We start from the raw sequence: 14,679 nt of genomic DNA, 5'->3' as shown, positions 1-14,679 counted from the left end.
GCTTTCGAAAATTGAACGCAAGTGCGGGTGGATGGCATTCCCGCATTTCCTCCGCTTCTACGCGATTCTCCACGCGCTTGCATTCGCGCTGCAATTCGTGCGGCCGGATCTCGGTGCATTGTTGGAGTTCGACCGGTCGAAAATCTTCGCGGGAGAGGCTTGGAGAGCCGTCACCTTTCTTTTCGCCTCATCCGCCCAGACCGGATTCACTCCCATGGCGGCGGTGTTCGCGTTCTTCCTGCTAGTGATCACCTTCCTGATCAGCGACAGCCTGGAGGAAGCATGGGGCAGTTTCAGCACCTCGATCTTCTACTACACCGGAATCCTCTCCCTGATCGCGGCCAATTTCATCCACGGCACACCGCTGGTCGGCAGCACCATCACCTTGTATCTCACCGCCTTTTTCGCCTTCGCCACCTTGTTCCCGAAATTCGAATTCCGCCTCATGTTCATATTCCCGGTGGAGGTGCGGATCATCGCCATCGTGTTGGGGGTCGCCTTGTTTCTAACCGCTCTCCAGAATTTCGTCGCATTTCCTCTCTATCTGTTCGCGGTGTCGAACTACCTGCTGTGGGCTGGCATCCCCGCCCTGAAAGGACAGGCCCGCGTGGCGAGGTCCGCGCAGCGCGCCCGTGATTTCAAACGGCGGCAGTTGCCGGAAGAGGATGCATTCCACCAATGCTCCGTGTGCCAGCGGACCGAGCATCACAAGCCCGAGCTTGAATTCCGCATCGGCAGCGATGGCCAGGAATACTGCTCCGAGCATCTGCCGAAGTAGTCACCCACCCCGGAATGAAAGCGATTTCTCCGGACAGCGGCGCGGAGAACCGCAGATTGGAAGGGTTACTCTGATTACACAGATTGCAGAGAAATTCTCGTTCTTCATCAGTAAATCAGTGGTGATCCATCCGAGACTTGTGGAAGGAGTCACTACTCCCTCATACACGGATGAAAAGGGGTCGAACTGGAGCGTCAGCAAACGACCCGGACAAACAGAAACGGCGGAGAATCACCTCCGCCGTTTTCATTGGAAATCTCAACCACCGGTGCGCGGCGGACGCTTCTTCTTGGGTGGCTCGCTGCCCGGGTCGATCCCCTGCTGGCGCGCGCGCTGGATGCGTTCCATCTCCTGCTGCTTCTCCACCATGCGCTCCATGAAGGTCTTCTTGCCGGGAACGGCCTTCTTTTCCTTCAGCTCGGGTTCGGGCATCTTGTTGGTGATCCACGTCTGCATGATCGAGAACAGGTTCGTCGTCGTCCAGTAGAGCGCGAGTGCGGAAGCGAAGTTGTAGCAGAAGAAAAAGAAGATGAACGGCATCATCATCATCATCCGCTGCTGGGTCTTGTCACCCGTCTTCGGCGTCATCGCGATCTGGATGAAGCTGGTAAGACCCATCACGATCGGCAGCGGATTGAGAGGAATGCCTCCGAAGATCGGGATCATCCACTGGGTGTCCGGCTGGGAAAGGTCATGCACCCACAGGAAGCCCTGGCCGCGAAGTTCCACCGCATACTGGAGGACGCGGAAGAAGCCATAGAAAATCGGAATCTGGATCAGCATCGGCAGACAGCCGCCCAGCGGATTGACGCCGTACGTGCGGTACAGCTTCATCATCTCCTGGTTCATGCGGTTCGGATCGTCCGCATACTTCTCCTTCAGCTTCGCCATCTCCGGCTGGAGCTTGCTCATGCGCTTCATCGAGCGGGTCGATTTCGCATAGAGCGGCCAGATCGCGGTGCGCACGGTGAGGGTCAGCGCGATGATCGCCAGACCCCATGCCCACTGCGGACCGGTATTACGAAAGGCGTAGTGGAACCAGTTGAGCAGGCGGTTGAGCGGGTTCGCCACCCAGCCGAAGACGCTGTAGGGCATGATGTCGCTCCAGTTTCCGCCCATCTGGCGCAACATGGCGTTGTGGCGCGGCCCGGCGAAGATGGTGTAGCCGAAAGCCTTGGTTTCATTGGAAGCCATGGAGACGGCGGGCAGACTGAAGCCGCCATAGATGGACTTGAGCTCCTTGTCTCCGATCTTCACGTCTTTGGAGCGGAGCCACAGCTTGGAGGCCTGCACGTCCTTCGGCCGGATCAGAGTGGTGAAGAACTGGTCGGCCACTCCGGCGTATTCCAGCTTGGGAGCGTCTTCCATCACCACGGATTTCGGAGCTCCGCTGAACCAGCCACCCTTGAACTTGCCGGTGTCATCCGTCTTGATGTCGCCATCGTTGAGCCAGAAATACGAAGCCGGGAACGGTTCGTGCGCGTGTACGGGAGCCGCTTCACCGAGGAACAGGCTGTAGTCGGCGAGCGATACCGGCTGTCCCGAGGTGTTCTGGAGCTGGAGGTTGAAGTCGATCAGATAAGGTGAGCCCGGCTGGCCGTTCTCGATGATCGAGAAAACCTTCTTCGCCACCAGGCCATTCGGATAGTTCGTGCTGAAGACGACCTTCTTGCCCGGCAGCGATTCCTGCTCGACGAAGTGATAGACCACATTGCCGGAAACCTGATCGGAGCCCGCTAGCGCGGCCATCGGAGCCGGGGCATTGCGGTTGAGGCGGATGCGCTCGGTCTTGCTGCCGACCGCGAACTGCTCCTTCAGATCCACGAACTTCAGGCCACCACCATAGGTGCTGAAGGTGAAGACCGCCTTGTCGGTCTCGATGGTGAGGGTCTGTTCCTCAGCCTCCGGAGAAGGCGCGGGCTGCACGGCGAGGCCGGGCGTGCCTGGCGCCGCGGAGTTCTGGCCCGCAGCCTGGTTCTGCGTTTCCGCCGGAGGCGGCTTCGGTTGGAAGTAGAGATTGGCCGCCAACAGCACACAGCAGGCGGTAAGGATGATCCAGGTCTTGCGATCGTACATGGGAAGGAAAAGTGCGGGCGTGATGCCTCAGGGAGCCGGGTCGGAGGGATTGGAATTCCTTGGCGGCGGGACGGGGTCATAACCGCAGCCCCCCCAGGGATGACAGCGGAAAATCCGGCAAATACCGAGCCACGCGCCGCGCCACGGTCCGTGGGCTTCGACAGCTTGCAAGAAATAGTTCGAGCAGGTCGGTGTGTAGCGGCAGCCGGACATCGGACCGGCCACGGCCTTGAGCACGGGATTGAGGAACTTCTGATAGAAGCGCACCCCTTTCCGCATCACCCAGCTGGCGGCACGATTGATCACGGACGGGGCGGGTTGGGACCGAAAAGCCCGAGACGTTTCGCCTGGCGCACCCAGTCCGCCTCCAGTTCCGCATAGGTCGCGGCGGCGGCTCCGGGCCGGGCGATGGTGACGAGAAAGCGCTTCGGTTCCACGAAGGATGGCGCGAACAAACGCACCATCGCGCGGAAACGACGCCGCAGCAGATTACGGTCGTGAGCCTTGCCGGACTTGCGGGTCGTGATGAAGCCGGTGCGGATTCCATCGAGCGTGGAATCCTCCAAGGTGCTTAAAACGACAAACCGGCCGGCTTTCGCCTGACCGGTGGTCCGGACCCGCGCGAACTCGTCGCGGCGGGTCATGCTGTGCTTGCGCGGAAGTCGCATGGCGGGTTCACGGGGTTTCCCCGATCCCGGCCCGCGGCGCGGGGCACTCAGGAACCGTGCTGCACCGTGTGGCGCTTGTACGGAATCTCAACGCCCTTCGGCAGGAGGCGCTTGCGGCCCTTCTGGCGGCGGCGGCGAAGGATGTCGCGACCGGCCTTGGTGGCCATGCGGGCACGGAATCCGAATTGGCGGCGGCGGGTACGCTTGGAGGGCTGATAGGTGCGGAAGCTCATGGCAGGTCGCGGTGAAAGGAAAATCCTCCCTGCTGGCAGGGCGGGCGCGCACTCTATGTCCCGGGAAACGGATGTCAATCCACCAATTATCACGGAAATGTGAATTTTTTCCGTCCTCCCCCCGGAAATTTGCGCGTGTCCCGGGCCCCCGGGTGTGGCAGCGTCCGGCCATGGACCCCGTGATGCAGGAACCTGAGACCCGGACGCCGGATACCAACCAGCCGCGTGTCGAGCCTGCGACGATCGACGACCTGCCCGCTCTCACCGAACTGGTGATGGAGCTCTTCGCGCATTCCGGAGACTTTTCTCCGGACCGCGGGACCCAGGAACGCGGCTTGCAACTGATCCTGGAGCAACCGAACCGCGGGCGCATCTTCGTGCTGCGGACGGACCACCGGATCATCGGCATGGTGAACCTGCTGTTCACCATCTCCACCGCGCGCGGTGGCTTCGTCATTCTCATGGAGGACGTGATCGTCCATCCGGACCACCGCGGCCTGGGCTACGGCGCGCTGCTGGTGGAATACGTGATCGAGTTTGCCCGGCAGAAGGATTTCAAGCGCATCACCCTCCTCACCGACCGGATCAGTGCGGAGTCCCAGCATTTCTTCCAGAAGCACGGCTTCGAGTACTCGAACATGATCCCGATGCGCCGGATCATCGACTGAGCGTCCTCCGATGGGCTGGGACCACCTCACCGCCGCGGATGGTTTCGCATTCGCCATGCTGGCGGTGATCGCGGCCAGCTTCGGGGTGCTGCTGGCACTCTTTCTATCGATGCGGCGGCAAGCGCGACGACGCGATTCCCAGGTGGACGAGCTCCTGCAGGAACTGGAAGCGGCGGAAAAGAAGACTCAAGCCGACAAGGAAAACCCGGAGCCTCCCCCGAGTCCGCCGCCATGGGAACGACCACCGGACTGGTGGAAGGACCCGAAATGAGCCAGCCTCAGCGACTCCAGCCTTCGTGTAGGAATTTCACCAGTTCCGCGTTGCTCCGGGAGAAGCGCAATTCCGCAGCGGCGGGCACGCGCTGGCGCCCGTGAAAATCGACGGGAAACAGGACTCCCGGCGGAATCCGCACCGGCAGAGGCTGCAAGCCGTCGGGATGTTCGGCCACGACTTCGCTCCAACCGGCCTCTCGTTCCGCAACGGACAGACCGTCCACCCGGCTCCTGCTCAGATAGACTCGCAGCAGTTGGGTCGAAGCGGGTTTCGTCTCCACCCACTCGATCCAGTCCATGGAACCATAGACCACCGAGCTTTCCCAATCGATGCCGAAGCGCCCGTCGTCCCAAATCAGGGCGATCGGGCGGCTCCCGCCGGGGTCGAGTTCCGTTTGGAACATGGCCACGGTCTTGTCCCCCAGCCTGGCGAGACGCCCTTGGTCCAAGCGCACTAACAAGGGCACCGGCTTGTTCCGGCGGTGATGGTAGTCCAGCCACAGCGCACCAACACGGCGGGAATCATGGAGACAGCGGATTCTTCCCTCGTCCTCCGTCGCCTCAAAATAGCCGGTAAGTATCTGGCGCGCGGAAGCCAGATCCGGAACAGCAACCGGATTGGCAGCTACCGGCGCGGGCTGCGGAGACCGCTTCACCTTGAATGCCCCCCAGGCCCAGGCACCCGCCCCTGCCACAGCCAGCGTCAGCATGCCTACCCCCAGCCACCGCTCCCATCGGTGGGAACGAGCAGGTCCGGCGTCTGGCAATTCCTCATCCACGGCGGCGGCGCATGCTCACGAACGCACCCAGCGCCCCCATGATCCAGATACCCGGTTCCGGCACACTCGCCAAAGACGCCACATCGTAGCCGATGAGATCCAGTGCTCTCAGATCGGCATCCGTAAGGGCGAAGGACTGTCCGTAACCGATCGTAGGGTCCATGGCACCGATGAGGGTACCCGTCAGACCGTCATCCTTCCAATGGCTGCCCTGACGACCATCACCCAATGCGACTCCGGTGGAAAACGACCACAGCGAGACGCCATCGAAAAACACAGCCTCTTCACCGGGAGTGAGCTGGCGCACCGCGTCCGTGAAATCCGTTTCCGAGGCCAACGCGCTCCCTGCGGCGAGCCTGAAAAGATCCAAGGTGCTGAGATCGAGCTGGGTCAGCGGGACATTGCCCTGCTCCGTGGTGATGTAAGGCACTCCATCCGCGTATCCCGAAACCATGTCCGCCACATCCACCTGCGAGATGAAGCCCAGCGCGTGTCCGATCTCATGCAGTGCCACGCTTTCGAAATCGATCGTTCCAAACGAAATGCCGTCCGACCGATCGTAGTCGAATGCGAAGTCGCTGTTGAAATTGATCGTGGCGTCGGTGGTGGTGCCCACGATGGCATCGAGCATCGAAGCGGAAAATCCCAAGGCTTTTGCATTGGCCTTGGTCAGAAGGACATTGCCACTGAAGGAAATGCCTGCCAGCGATTGCATGTTCATCCCCCAGGAAGTGGTCGGCAGCGCGGAGGAGATCGAACCACCACCTCCGGCGGTATCATCCGCCACCAGGGTATCGCGGATTCCCGAATATCCGCCGATCAGCAGTTGGGACGAAGCTCCTCCGATGATGTTTTCCTGTCCTGCGCCAAAGGAGTGGACATCGGCATCGATCACGATCGTAACCGGATCCGAAATATAGGCAGCCCATGAGGTCGCAGCGCGTTGGAAGGCGGCAAGGGCGCTGCCGTTCGAAGCCAGCGTCGAGCCCGGTTGGATGACGATATTGAAAGTGCCGAGCGAGGCCGGGGCGGAGGTGCCACCGGAGGACAATCCACCCGAGCCGGTTTCCAGGTTCACCGCATTGAAGACATCCGCCTCATGAGCATCGGCCAATCGTCCAACAAGAAGGGCGATGAAAATCAAAGGAAAGCGGGGGCTCATCAGGGGTGGATTCCACTCCGGCAGGGTGCAGTTCGCAAGCTTGAAGCCTGAAGGCCGGAAAAGGGCCTATTTGTCCGAAAAGGCAACCCATCCATTCTTTTGTCCGGATACCAGACGGTACATGGTGGGATCACGGTCAACGGAGATTGCTTCGGCTCCTTCCGGGATCGTCATTCCAAGAGCGGACTGGCCCGTCCCGAGTGATCCGGGGGGAGCAACCGGGAAAGCGGGCCGTCCACACTTTGGGGGGAATGTACTCTGCAAGGGCGTGAAACCGGAGGCTGGTCCCGGGTTCGCGCCCTTGCTTTTTCCAGCCGATGGAGGAACGGCGGATCAAAAAAGGGGCGGCCGCCATTGGCAACCACCCCTTTGGGAAACCCGGTTCTGCCAAGCTTTTACTTGGCGGCAGCAGGCGCGGCTGAATCCTCGCCGTAGAAGCTCTTGATATACCCGAATTCCACCATGGTGTCCTGCCAGGGAGACAAGGTGGCGGGGTTGTTGAAGATGCGGTTGGCTCTCGCAAGCCATTCCTCCGCATTGATTTCATCCTTCTTCTCGTAGGCCATCGCCGCGTGGGCGAAATAGTAGTAAGGAGAATCGTCCAGATAGTCGTACTTCTCGGCAAGAATTTCGGCTTCCTCCTTTTTGCCCAGCTTGATCTTGCACAGAAGGACTTTGAACTCCATGAGCCGGAGGAGGCCGGGGTCCAATTTGATATTCTTCTCCGCGACCAGCTTGAGAACCTTCTCAAAGGTGTCGAGGCACTCCTTCCACTTCTTGGTCACGAAATACACTTCGCCGATGTTGAAGCGAATATTTGGATTATCCGGAGAAAGCTTGTCGGCCGCAATGTAGGCTTCCATCGCTTTGTCGAACGCCCGGAACTCGACTTGGCAGGACCCGAAGAGATTCAACGCATCGGGATCATCCTTGAAGATGGCTCGGGCTTTCGCCAGTTCATCGAGGGTCTCGAACACGCGCTTTTCCTGGAAAACACGATAGGCTTCCTGCAGGTGCTTCGCATACTCGGTGCGCTTTTCCTCCGGGAGATTGAGGAACGCCTGCTGATTCGGAGTATACTGGGGCGTGTCCTTTTTCTCGGTGGCCTTCTCCGTCACCGGCTTGTCCGCCGCGGGCTTTTCTTCGGCGATGGCGGTGACCGCAGCGCCAAGCAACAGGGTCAGTGGCAGAAAATGTTTTTTCATTTGGGGAAAACCGGCGGAATGCTAGGTGGTGGTTTTCGTCGGCGCAAGCCGAGGTTCAGTGACGATAGAGGTCATGCTTGGAAATATAGTCAGCCACAGCCGGCTGCAGCCATTCCTCCCGGAGCTTTCCCCCTTCCGCCGAATGCCGGATCAGAGTGGAAGACGCCGGGTGATCACCGGTGACCACCTTCATCCGGAAACCGGGCCGCCCCCGTGGAATATCAGTTCCACGCGCCAGGACCAGAAAGGTAACGACCGCGGCCAGACGTTCCGGATGACGCCAGCGTGGCAGGGCCTCCCATTGATCTCCGCCCATCAACCAGAACCAGCACGCCTCCGGCTCCCGTGCGGCCATTGCTTCCGCCGTAAGATAGGAAAACGAAGGTTCCGGCCCGTTGAGTTCGTATTCGTCCACGGCCGCCCATGGCAGTTCCCGGGTTGCGAGCCGCAGCATCTCCAGCCGATCACGACCCGGAGCGGCCTCGGAGCCCGTCTTGTGAGGCGAGATCCGGCAGGGCAGAAACCGCACTTCATCCAGCCCGGCTGCCTCCCTGGCCCTTTCCGCCAGATGGATATGCCCGAGATGAACCGGATCGAAAGTCCCTCCGAAAAGAGCGATGCGCCGTGGCTCAGACATGGCGGCGGGCATGTTCCCGGTAAGTGGCTGGCGGCATCCCCACGGTGGCGCGAAACTGGCGGGTGAACGCCGTCTGGTCGCCATAGCCGCAGGCCAGCGCGATCTCCGCCACCGGTGTGGAGGTCGTGGTGAGCAACTCGGCCGCCGCACCGATCCGGGCCTTGCGGATGAACTGGGCGGTGGTGAGCTGGAAAACCTTCCGCATCCGCCGATCCAACTGGTCCGGGGAAAGCTTCGCCTTCGCCGCCAGATCGTCCGGGCGCAGGCTCTCGTCCAGGTTGGCCTGAATGAAGGCCACAGTGCGCGCGACCCCGGCATACTCGGTATCGGCCTCGCTGGGCGCGCCGAGATCCCGGGAAATCGAAGCCAGGCCGATGACTTCTCCTTTCGCGTCGTGAAGCGGCACCTTGGTGGCCAGATACCAGCCGAGCGATCCATCGCGATTGGTCACCAACTCCAGCCGGTCGCTGAGCTCGCGCCCGGACTCCAGCACCTGCATGTCCTGCTCGCGGTAGGCGGCGGCGAGGTGGGGGGCGAAAAATTCGTCCGCCACCCGGCCCAGCAGCTTCCGCGGGTGATCAATCCCCAGCCGTTGGGCGAAGGCCATGTTCGCCGCCCGATAGCGGCGCTGGCGGTCCTTCAAACAGAAAACCACGTCCGGCAGGTGGGCGAACAACCGCTCGCAGAAACGCGGCGAGGCGAGTTGGTCGAGAAAATCGTCGTCAGCGGACACCCGCCGAAAATGCGGACCATCCCCGCTCCCCGCAAGACAGGAAAGAAACTCCGCGCCAATCGTGGCGCGTTTCGCATGTGGATTGGCGCGTTCCACCAATGACGAATCCAAACTTCGCGCTATGGTGGTGACCATGGCTACCACGAAAGTCCACGCGTATGCCGCCCAGGACGCGGCCTCGGCCCTCGCCCCCTTCGACATCTCCCGCCGCGAACCCGGTGCCCTCGATGTCGAGATCGAGATCCTTTATTGCGGTGTCTGCCACTCGGACCTCCATCAGGCCCGTGATGAATGGCACAACACCATCTATCCGTGCGTGCCCGGCCACGAGATCGTCGGCCGCGTCACCCGCACCGGCCCGGAGGTCACCAAGTTCCAGCCCGGCGATCTCGCCGCAGTGGGATGCATGATCGATTCCTGCGGAAGCTGTGAGAACTGCCAGGCGGGCTTCGAGCAATACTGCCTCGCCTTCCCCACCTTCACCTACAATGGCGAGGACAAGCAACTCGGGGGACCTACCTTCGGCGGCTACTCCACCAGCATCGTGGTGACGGAGGGCTTTGTGCTGAAGGTGCCCGCCAGCCTCGATCTCGCCGCCACCGCACCGCTGTTGTGCGCGGGCATCACCACCTACTCGCCGCTGCGCCATTGGAAGGTCGGCCCTGGTCAGAAAGTCGGCATCGTCGGTCTCGGCGGCCTGGGCCACATGGGGGTGAAATTCGCCCGCGCCTTTGGTGCCCATGTGGTGCTCTTCACCACCTCGCCCGGCAAGGTGGAGGACGGCCTGCGCCTCGGTGCCCACGAAGTGGTGGTTACCCGCGAACCCGGAGCGTTGGCCAAGCACCGCGGCAGCTTCGACTTCATCCTCGATGCGGTCTCCGCCCAGCACGATATCAACGAGTATCTCACCTTGCTGAAGCTCGATGGAAATCTCACGCTGGTGGGCGCTCCGGAGGAACCGCTGCCGGTGGCCGCCTTCAACCTGCTGCTGCCACGCCGCAGCTTCTCCGGCTCCGCCATCGGTGGCATCGCTGAAACCCAGGAGATGCTCGATTTCTGCGCCGAGCACCAGATCGTCTCGGATATCGAATTGATCCGGATCCAGCAGGTGAATGAAGCTTGGGACCGCCTGCTCAAGCAGGACGTGCGCTACCGGTTCGTCATCGACATGGCGTCCCTCAAGTCATGAACAACCGCTTCCGCATCCCCGGCCTGCTGGCCGAACGTCTGGTGGAGCACGGCCTGTCGCTGCCCTCTCTGTTGCGTTTGGCCGGACTGCCTCCGGGCTTCTTCCAGCAGGAGAAGATCCATGCCACGACGTCCGAGTTGTTCGCGCTGTGGCGTTCCATCGGCGAACTGAGCACCGATCCCGCGATCGGTCTCAAGCTCGGCTCGGAGCCTCGTTTCGAACGCTACCAGCCCACGGCGATCGCGGCGGTGTGCAGCCGCAATTTCGGCGACTCCTTGCAACGCGTCGCCCGCTACAAGCAGCTCACCTGCCCGGAGGAAATCCGGGTCGTGATCGATGGCCCGGAGGCTTCCGTGGACTTCACCTACCTCCAGGCCGAGGAATCGGAGCCGGACGTGCTGGTGGATCTGGTCCTGGCGTGGATCCTGTCCATCGGCCATCGTGGCACGGATGGGCAGATCGCACCGGTGCGTCTCGAACTCACCCGCCCGCTCCACCAGCGCGAACTGTTGGAAAGTCACTTCGGATGCCGGGTGCGTTTCAAGGCGCCCCGCAATGCCATCGTGTTCCGCACCAGCGATCTGTCACGGCCGTTCCTCACCCACAATGCGGACCTGTTGGAAGCCATCGGCGCGCAGTTGGAAAACGAGTTGCAACAGCGCGATGCCGGAAGCGACGTGAGCGAGCAGGTGAAACGGACGCTCAAGCGCTCGCTCGCCGGCAAGCGCCCCACCTTGCAAGACGTGGCGCAGGAACTCGGCATGAGCCCGCGCACCCTGCAGCGGCGTCTCACCGATGCCGAGGCCACCTTCCAACGGCTCGTGGAGGACACCCGCCGCGAGCTCGCGCACCACTACTTGACCCGTAGTACCATTGAGTTGAACGAAACCGCGTTTCTTCTCGGCTACGAGGATTCGAACTCGTTCTTCCGTGCCTTCCAGGAATGGGAAGGCACCACGCCGGGCGAATGGCGCGCGCGCCACCGGACCGGCATGGTTTTCCGCTGAATCGCGACAACGGCCACACAAGCGGGAATTCTCCGGACATTCCCTCCAAACCCCACATCGCCCACTTTCATGAGCAATCCCATCAAAGGAAAAGTCGTCGTGATCCCCGGAGCCGGCAGCAGCCTCGGCGAAGCCACCGCCCGCCTCCTGGCCGCGCAGGGGGCGCACCTCGTGCTTGGAGCGGAATCCATCACCCGGCTGGAATCACTGGCCGGAGAACTGGAAAGCAGCGGAGGACAGGTCATCACCATGGCCATGGACGTGACCCGCCGCGATCAGGTCCAGGATCTCGTAAACGCGGCCATGCGGACCTTCGGCCGCATGGATGTGATGGTTTCCACCTCCCAGGACTGAACAACCCTCATGAACATCCAACGAAACGGCTCACAGCCATCCGTCCAAGGCCCGGCCGATTGGTTCACCGGCACGGTCCGGATCGATCCGCTGTTCCAACCGCAGGACACCGCGCGCACGGCCGGAGCCTGTGTCACCTTCGAACCCGGCGCGCGCACCGCCTGGCACACCCATCCATTGGGCCAAACCCTGATCGTCGTTTCCGGCTGTGGCCGGGTACAACGCGAAGGAGGCTCCATCGAAGAAATCCGGCCCGGCGATGTGGTTTGGTTTCCACCCGGTGAAAGACACTGGCATGGAGCCTCCCCCACCACCGCGATGACCCACATCGCCATCCAGGAATTATTGGACGGCAAGGCGGTTGACTGGCTGGAGCACGTCAGCGACGAGGAATACCGCGGGTGATTTTCCTCAGGGAAGCCTCTCAATCCTCCACCCGCACGGTCGCCGGATCCCAGGTGGGATGCGGGAACTCCATCTTCAGCGAGCGCAGTTTTTCCACCATCAGGTTCGCCACACAGAGGTTGCGATACCACTTGCGGTCGGCCGGAATCACATACCACGGCGCGCACTCGGTGGAGGTTTTGCCGATCAGGTCCTCATACGCGTGCATGAAGTCACCCCAGCGGGCGCGATCCTGGAGGTCATCGGGATTGAATTTCCAATGCTTCGCAGGATTTTCGAGGCGGGCTTCGAGGCGCTTCTTCTGCTCGTCCTTGCTGATGTGGAGGAAGATCTTGATGATCGTGGTCCCTTCCTCCGCCAGCATCCGCTCGAACTCGACGACGTGGCGGTAGCGGCGCTTCCAGACTTCATCCGGAAACAGCTTTTTCACCCGCACGGCGAGGATGTCCTCGTAGTGGCTGCGGTTGAAAATGACGAGCTGGCCGTTGCGGGGCACATGCGGATGCACGCGCCACAGGAAATCATGCGCCAGTTCCTCCTCGCTCGGCTTCTTGAACGAGTGGACATTGATGCCCTGCGGGTCGATCCGTGAAAAGACGTGCTTGATGCAGCCATCCTTGCCGCCCGTGTCCATCGCCTGGATCACCACCAGCACGCGGTGCTTCTGCTGGGCGTAGAGGACCTTCTGGAGGTGCTGCAATTCATCGCGCAGCATGTCGTAGGTGGCCTCGTGGTCGTCCTTGGTGAGATCTTCCCACAATGTCTTTTCGGACGTATCCACGGAAGCCATCTCGAATTTCGAGCCCGGCTTCACCAGATAGCGATCAATCCCTTTGGATGGCATGGAGCCTTTATCCGGTTAGGTCCGCTTTCTGACAAGTCCGGACTGTAAACACGGCCTTGTCACATATTCCGGGTTGAAAGAACCCCGCCTCGGCGCTCTGCTGGATCGATGCCGAAAGCACGGAAGCCGCAACGCCCCGCCCATGAACCCGCCGTGATTTCCACGGCCCTGCACATCGGGGCGAGTTCGGTTTCCGTGATGGTCTGCGAACAGGACGGCCAGACGATCCTGCCGGTGGATTTTCTCGAACAGCCGGCCCCCATCGCGCGCGACATCTTCCGTCGCGGCTCGTTGAGTCAGAGCACCATCGAGCGGATCGTCTCAATCATCAAGGGCTATCAGAAATCGTTGGCCGAGCTCGGCCTCGATCCCCACGGCATCACCCGCACCCTGGCCACCAACATCCTCAGCGAGGCCACCAACCAGGAAGCGGTGCTCAACCGCATCCGCATCGCCTGCGGACTGGATGTCTCCACGATCGACGACGGGGAAATGACCCGCCTGATCTATCTGAAGACCCGCCGCCGCCTGAAGGACATCCCGGCGATGAAGGATCAGACCACGCTGGTGGTCCACGTCGGTCCGGGCAATACCCGCGCCCTGCTTTTCCAAGGGGGAGCCATCGTCCGCTACACCAGCTACCGCCTCGGCACCCACCGCACCCGTGAGGCAGTGGAGGGTTCCCACGCGGAAGGCCCCGCCCTGCTGCGCGTGATCCGCGAGCACGCCTCCGGCAATCTCACCCAGATCCGCTTCGATTACTCGGACGTCCAGATCCAGGCGCTGGTGGTCATCGGCTACGAAATCCAGTCCATCACCCGCCACCTCGGCAAGCCCGGCCAGGCGTGCCCGGTGAAAACGTTGCGCCAGTTTGTGGCCGGTGCCGCCATCCTCAGCGATGTGGAATTGGTGAAACGCTTCCAGGTCGACTACCAGACCGCCGACGCGCTGGTGCCCTCGCTGGAAATCAACCTCGCCATCGCCGAGCAGCTCGGCCTCTCCGAGCTGCACATCCCTGCCAGCGAATACGAGCAGGGACTGCTCCACGACATCCTCATTTCCCGCGACCTCACCGGCTCCTTCGCCGATGAAGTGCTCCGCTCCGCCCGCATCCTCGCCGAGCGCTACCAATCCGATCCGCGCCATGGAGAGCACGTCGGGCGTCTCTGCAGCCGCTTCTTCGCGGAAATGGCGGACCTTCACCAGCTCACCAGCCACGATGCCCTGCTACTGCAAGTGGCGGCCATCCTTCATGAAGTGGGCACCTACGTGAGCCCGCGCGCGCATCACAAGCACTCGGAATACATCATCCTCAATTCCGAGATCTTCGGACTCGACCGTCTGGACGTCACCATCGTCGCACTGGTATCGCGCTACCACCGCCACTCCGGCCCCAGCCCGACCCATCCACACTATCACGCGCTCTCGACGGACGACCGCATCCGCGTGGCCAAACTCGCCGCCCTGCTGCGCGCGGCGGACGCGCTGGAGCGCACCCACGACCAGCGCGTGAGCGAGATCCTGTTCCGCCGCGAGGGCGACAAGTTGCACCTGCGCCTCCCCAGCCTGGAGGACGCCGCCGTGGAGCGGCTGGCCATGCAATCCAAAGGCGATCTTTTCCAACAGGTCTTCGGCCTCGAAATCGTGATCGACGACGACCTCTAACAC

At 61.8% G+C, this 14,679-nt stretch carries 18 protein-coding genes; 8 read left to right on the top strand and 10 right to left on the bottom strand.

Translation table 11 applies throughout. The annotated features are described in order from the left end of the window. Nucleotides 1-31 precede the first annotated feature (31 nt). Nucleotides 32-778, top strand: coding sequence for a hypothetical protein (locus KBB96_RS05370; RefSeq protein WP_211633179.1), 747 nt, complete (start codon nucleotides 32-34; stop codon nucleotides 776-778). Nucleotides 779-1,036: 258 nt separating this feature from the next. On the opposite strand, the gene yidC is transcribed toward KBB96_RS05370, so the two are convergent. From yidC to rpmH, 4 genes are read right to left on the bottom strand one after another with little or no spacing between them, the layout of a single operon-like run. Continuing rightward, nucleotides 1,037-2,854, bottom strand: coding sequence for a membrane protein insertase YidC (gene yidC / locus KBB96_RS05365; RefSeq protein WP_211633177.1), 1,818 nt, complete (start codon nucleotides 2,852-2,854; stop codon nucleotides 1,037-1,039). 27 nt (nucleotides 2,855-2,881) lie between these two features. Next, entirely contained in the window at nucleotides 2,882-3,160 is a 279-nt protein-coding gene (gene yidD, locus KBB96_RS05360; RefSeq protein ID WP_226373648.1) for a membrane protein insertion efficiency factor YidD, read from the bottom strand. Next, nucleotides 3,157-3,522, bottom strand: a complete 366-nt coding sequence (gene rnpA, locus KBB96_RS05355; protein ID WP_211633175.1) for a ribonuclease P protein component — start codon at nucleotides 3,520-3,522, stop codon at nucleotides 3,157-3,159. The genes yidD and rnpA overlap by 4 nt, the downstream gene beginning before the upstream one ends. Before the next feature lie 47 nt (nucleotides 3,523-3,569). Further along, a complete protein-coding gene (rpmH, locus tag KBB96_RS05350) occupies nucleotides 3,570-3,755 on the bottom strand; it encodes a 50S ribosomal protein L34 (RefSeq protein WP_211633174.1) in 186 nt (61 codons plus the stop codon). A gap of 182 nt (nucleotides 3,756-3,937) precedes the next feature. Here rpmH and KBB96_RS05345 point away from each other — a divergent pair, with 182 nt between their 5' ends. Further along, the gene (locus KBB96_RS05345; protein ID WP_226373697.1) at nucleotides 3,938-4,423 is read left to right on the top strand and encodes a GNAT family N-acetyltransferase; all 486 of its coding nucleotides are present in this window, start codon (nucleotides 3,938-3,940) and stop codon (nucleotides 4,421-4,423) included. A gap of 10 nt (nucleotides 4,424-4,433) precedes the next feature. Beyond that, nucleotides 4,434-4,694 (top strand): hypothetical protein, encoded by a 261-nt coding sequence (locus KBB96_RS05340; RefSeq protein WP_211633168.1) that lies wholly within the window; start codon nucleotides 4,434-4,436, stop codon nucleotides 4,692-4,694. Between the two features lie 7 nt (nucleotides 4,695-4,701). Here the strand turns inward: KBB96_RS05340 and KBB96_RS05335 are convergent, their stop codons facing one another. From KBB96_RS05335 to KBB96_RS05315, 5 genes are all read right to left on the bottom strand, one after another. Then, nucleotides 4,702-5,406, bottom strand: a complete 705-nt coding sequence (locus tag KBB96_RS05335; RefSeq protein WP_211633165.1) for a hypothetical protein — start codon at nucleotides 5,404-5,406, stop codon at nucleotides 4,702-4,704. A gap of 61 nt (nucleotides 5,407-5,467) precedes the next feature. After that, on the bottom strand, nucleotides 5,468-6,637 hold the full coding sequence (locus tag KBB96_RS05330) for an NF038122 family metalloprotease (RefSeq protein ID WP_211633163.1): 1,170 nt from the start codon (nucleotides 6,635-6,637) through the stop codon (nucleotides 5,468-5,470). Between the two features lie 395 nt (nucleotides 6,638-7,032). Continuing rightward, a complete protein-coding gene (locus KBB96_RS05325) occupies nucleotides 7,033-7,842 on the bottom strand; it encodes a tetratricopeptide repeat protein (RefSeq protein ID WP_211633161.1) in 810 nt (269 codons plus the stop codon). Nucleotides 7,843-7,897: 55 nt separating this feature from the next. Beyond that, nucleotides 7,898-8,479, bottom strand: coding sequence for a nicotinate (nicotinamide) nucleotide adenylyltransferase (nadD, locus tag KBB96_RS05320; protein WP_211633159.1), 582 nt, complete (start codon nucleotides 8,477-8,479; stop codon nucleotides 7,898-7,900). Then, nucleotides 8,472-9,212 carry an AraC family transcriptional regulator gene (locus KBB96_RS05315; RefSeq protein ID WP_211633158.1) on the bottom strand — a complete coding sequence of 247 codons (741 nt, stop codon included), beginning with the start codon at nucleotides 9,210-9,212 and terminating at the stop codon, nucleotides 8,472-8,474. Before KBB96_RS05315 ends, nadD begins: the two co-directional genes overlap by 8 nt. 133 nt (nucleotides 9,213-9,345) lie before the next feature. Here KBB96_RS05315 and KBB96_RS05310 point away from each other — a divergent pair, with 133 nt between their 5' ends. From KBB96_RS05310 to KBB96_RS05295, 4 genes are all read left to right on the top strand, one after another. Next, nucleotides 9,346-10,401: an NAD(P)-dependent alcohol dehydrogenase gene (locus KBB96_RS05310; protein ID WP_211633156.1), complete on the top strand. Its 1,056-nt coding sequence runs from the start codon at nucleotides 9,346-9,348 to the stop codon at nucleotides 10,399-10,401. Then, nucleotides 10,398-11,408 (top strand): AraC family transcriptional regulator, encoded by a 1,011-nt coding sequence (locus tag KBB96_RS05305; protein ID WP_211633153.1) that lies wholly within the window; start codon nucleotides 10,398-10,400, stop codon nucleotides 11,406-11,408. Before KBB96_RS05310 ends, KBB96_RS05305 begins: the two co-directional genes overlap by 4 nt. Before the next feature lie 69 nt (nucleotides 11,409-11,477). Further along, nucleotides 11,478-11,762, top strand: coding sequence for an SDR family oxidoreductase (locus tag KBB96_RS05300; protein ID WP_211633150.1), 285 nt, complete (start codon nucleotides 11,478-11,480; stop codon nucleotides 11,760-11,762). Between the two features lie 9 nt (nucleotides 11,763-11,771). Continuing rightward, nucleotides 11,772-12,167, top strand: a complete 396-nt coding sequence (locus KBB96_RS05295; protein ID WP_211633147.1) for a (R)-mandelonitrile lyase — start codon at nucleotides 11,772-11,774, stop codon at nucleotides 12,165-12,167. Between the two features lie 19 nt (nucleotides 12,168-12,186). Here the strand turns inward: KBB96_RS05295 and KBB96_RS05290 are convergent, their stop codons facing one another. Then, nucleotides 12,187-13,011, bottom strand: a complete 825-nt coding sequence (locus KBB96_RS05290; RefSeq protein WP_211633145.1) for a polyphosphate kinase 2 family protein — start codon at nucleotides 13,009-13,011, stop codon at nucleotides 12,187-12,189. Between the two features lie 153 nt (nucleotides 13,012-13,164). Between KBB96_RS05290 and KBB96_RS05285 the strand changes: the two genes are divergently transcribed. Beyond that, nucleotides 13,165-14,676: a Ppx/GppA phosphatase family protein gene (locus tag KBB96_RS05285; RefSeq protein WP_211633143.1), complete on the top strand. Its 1,512-nt coding sequence runs from the start codon at nucleotides 13,165-13,167 to the stop codon at nucleotides 14,674-14,676. Nucleotides 14,677-14,679 lie beyond the last annotated feature (3 nt).

It is taken from the genome of Luteolibacter ambystomatis (assembly GCF_018137965.1).
GTDB lineage: Bacteria > Verrucomicrobiota > Verrucomicrobiia > Verrucomicrobiales > Akkermansiaceae > Luteolibacter > Luteolibacter ambystomatis.
Note: the sequence above shows the minus strand (reverse complement) of the source record. Positions and strands in the feature narration are given on the sequence as shown.

What these genes read in the sequence shown, in the direction of transcription:
- KBB96_RS05305 (WP_211633153.1), top strand. Translation starts at nt 10,398, where the DNA reads ATGAACAACCGCTTCCGCATCCCCGGCCTGCTGGCCGAACGTCTGGTG.
- KBB96_RS05335 (WP_211633165.1), bottom strand. Translation starts at nt 5,406, where the DNA reads ATGCTGACGCTGGCTGTGGCAGGGGCGGGTGCCTGGGCCTGGGGGGCA.
- KBB96_RS05300 (WP_211633150.1), top strand. Translation starts at nt 11,478, where the DNA reads ATGAGCAATCCCATCAAAGGAAAAGTCGTCGTGATCCCCGGAGCCGGC.
- KBB96_RS05330 (WP_211633163.1), bottom strand. Translation starts at nt 6,637, where the DNA reads ATGAGCCCCCGCTTTCCTTTGATTTTCATCGCCCTTCTTGTTGGACGA.
- KBB96_RS05295 (WP_211633147.1), top strand. Translation starts at nt 11,772, where the DNA reads ATGAACATCCAACGAAACGGCTCACAGCCATCCGTCCAAGGCCCGGCC.
- KBB96_RS05340 (WP_211633168.1), top strand. Translation starts at nt 4,434, where the DNA reads ATGGGCTGGGACCACCTCACCGCCGCGGATGGTTTCGCATTCGCCATG.
- KBB96_RS05345 (WP_226373697.1), top strand. Translation starts at nt 3,938, where the DNA reads ATGCAGGAACCTGAGACCCGGACGCCGGATACCAACCAGCCGCGTGTC.
- KBB96_RS05290 (WP_211633145.1), bottom strand. Translation starts at nt 13,011, where the DNA reads ATGCCATCCAAAGGGATTGATCGCTATCTGGTGAAGCCGGGCTCGAAA.
- KBB96_RS05310 (WP_211633156.1), top strand. Translation starts at nt 9,346, where the DNA reads ATGGCTACCACGAAAGTCCACGCGTATGCCGCCCAGGACGCGGCCTCG.
- KBB96_RS05325 (WP_211633161.1), bottom strand. Translation starts at nt 7,842, where the DNA reads ATGAAAAAACATTTTCTGCCACTGACCCTGTTGCTTGGCGCTGCGGTC.
- nadD (WP_211633159.1), bottom strand. Translation starts at nt 8,479, where the DNA reads ATGTCTGAGCCACGGCGCATCGCTCTTTTCGGAGGGACTTTCGATCCG.
- KBB96_RS05370 (WP_211633179.1), top strand. Translation starts at nt 32, where the DNA reads ATGGCATTCCCGCATTTCCTCCGCTTCTACGCGATTCTCCACGCGCTT.
- rnpA (WP_211633175.1), bottom strand. Translation starts at nt 3,522, where the DNA reads ATGCGACTTCCGCGCAAGCACAGCATGACCCGCCGCGACGAGTTCGCG.
- yidC (WP_211633177.1), bottom strand. Translation starts at nt 2,854, where the DNA reads ATGTACGATCGCAAGACCTGGATCATCCTTACCGCCTGCTGTGTGCTG.
- rpmH (WP_211633174.1), bottom strand. Translation starts at nt 3,755, where the DNA reads ATGAGCTTCCGCACCTATCAGCCCTCCAAGCGTACCCGCCGCCGCCAA.